This window comes from Pectinatus brassicae (assembly GCF_014201835.1).
Lineage (GTDB): Bacteria > Bacillota > Negativicutes > Selenomonadales > Selenomonadaceae > Pectinatus > Pectinatus brassicae.
Window position 1 is genome coordinate 1 of record NZ_JACHFH010000073.1, and the last position, 2132, is coordinate 2132.

At 39.8% G+C, this 2132-nt stretch carries 1 protein-coding gene; it reads right to left on the bottom strand.

All coding sequences use genetic code 11. The features are described 5' to 3' along the window. Nucleotides 1–88: 88 nt before the first annotated feature. Nucleotides 89–1579 (bottom strand): group II intron reverse transcriptase/maturase, encoded by a 1491-nt coding sequence (gene ltrA / locus HNR32_RS13620; RefSeq protein ID WP_183863586.1) that lies wholly within the window; start codon nucleotides 1577–1579, stop codon nucleotides 89–91. Nucleotides 1580–2132: the final 553 nt, after the last annotated feature.

Below are 2132 nucleotides of genomic sequence, written 5' to 3' on the forward strand. Positions count from 1 at the left end.
ATAATCGACTAAGAAAAAGGGATTACTCCCTTTTCCTCGTCTAAGAACCGTACGTGAGAGTTTCCCGCTCATACGGCTCAAGCATTTCTTAACCATTTCTGGCGGCGAATAGTGATTTTAATTTCATCTTTCTTTTTATAAAATATGCTTCATGTAAGAAGGGATTTTTCGAAATCTGTAAATTAGGGTGTCGGATGATATTTATCCTTCTTAGATTTATAAGGTTATATTCACCCGACATGAACAGCCATGGCTTACCATTCTTTTCATGCCAATATTTGTTTAATCTCCACCATGTGTTTTTGTTGGGGTGGCGATGTTTTGCCCATTGTTGCAATAGAATATATAACGTGTTATTGATATGGGAGAAAGCTTGACTTGCGACCACATGTCTGTGGTAGTTAGACCAACCTCTGATTATTTGATTTAATCTGCGAATTAATTCGGATTGACTGGTTGCCTTTCCCTGTTTTAGAATGATAGTGGCAAATTTCCTGACCAGAGTTTTTATTGAGTTTTTTGAAGGTTTGATAATTAATTTCCCTTTGAATTTTCGAAATGTCCAACCAAGAAAATCAAAGCCCATATCTATATGCGTAATCAGCGTTTTTTCTTCGGATAGAGTTAGTCCACGTGTTGCAAGAAATTGGCTGACTACATCTTTGAGTTCTTCTGCTATTTCTTTTGTCTTTGCGGTAATGATGAAGTCATCCGCATAGCGCACGAGATTAACTTTGCTCTTTGCCCGATAGTGATTTTCGATTTTACCTTTGGAATTTCGATGATATTTATCTTGAATTAACTTTTCAAGACCATCTAATGTCATATTCGCATATATGCTTGAGATTGCTCCGCCTTGGGGTGATCCTATGTCCGTAGGAAATAAATTACCCTCATATATAAACCCAGATTTCAGGAATTGCTTCATGATTCTTTTGTCCATCGGGATATTTTCCCGTAACCAGTCATGATTGATGTTATCAAAGCAGCCTTTGATATCTCCTTCTAGTATCCATGTCGGGGAGCATTCTCTTGCCAGCACATTAAATATTTGTTCACAGGCGTCTTTCGCACTTCTACCTTTACGAAATCCAAACGAAATGTGATCGCCTGTAGTTTCAGCTATTGGTTCAAGTGCTAACGCGTATAATGTTTGCATGGCACGGTCGTACATGACAGGGATTCCTAGCGGTCGTTTCTTGTTTTTGCCCTTCTTTTCAATAAATACTCGTCTAAGCGGTTTCGCTCGGTAGTTTTTATCTGTAAGTGCTAAAACTGCCTTCATCTTTGATGATGGAGTTGACCAGAGCTTTTTGTCGATCCCAGAGGTGTTCTTTCCCTTGTTTGATGTTACTTTCTTTACCGAATAGGCTTTGGCATAAAATGAATGCGTTAGTAAGTATTGTAGTCTTTTGACTTTGTTCTTGTCACCCTTCACTGTTGCCTTAGCAATTCTGGTCTGTAGCCTATTAACCTCTTTTTCCACTTGTGTCCAATCAATCGATTCCCATTGGTCAGCCAGTGTATTTTCGTCTTTTAGCCTCTCGGTTTTATCCGTCGTTGAGTTACTAAAATTCATAGGTTTGACATCCTTTCCTGCCAAGAAATACCATAGGATAAGTCAGCACTCTTTCAAGTTAGGGCAAAGTTTGAACCCCTATCTTCTTTCATTACAAAAGTAGCATTTGCTTTTTACCCTTTTCTTCTGCCCTCTATACCGTTTCTTATCCTTGCGGTTAGATACCTCGTTCTTGTGAGGAGCATATAGGGTTTACCAAGTTCCGCGTGATACATAATTGTGAAAGCCTTAGGAGCCACCTTTAAACCGGGAGTTCTTCATCCATTCGCATTAGTTTAACAGTTCACCTTTGCTTGACTCCTTACCATTTTGGTCGAAGCGTTTCAGCCTATTTCGCTTGCTCCAGCGTAACGATTCCTACAGTGATTCACTTTATGTTCTCCATAGCTTTCTTACCCTAGCAGTTGTCCCAGTTTTAGGCTACTCGGATTTCCACATTGTCTTGTGAGCTTTCTAACCCAAACGTTGCCATTCACGCTAGTCACAATAGGGTTACCCCGAATGGATGGGGTAGCCTTTCGGCAATATATTACGCGACTTCTTGTCGCACTTG

What these genes read in the sequence shown, in the direction of transcription:
- ltrA (WP_183863586.1), bottom strand. Translation starts at nt 1,579, where the DNA reads ATGAATTTTAGTAACTCAACGACGGATAAAACCGAGAGGCTAAAAGAC.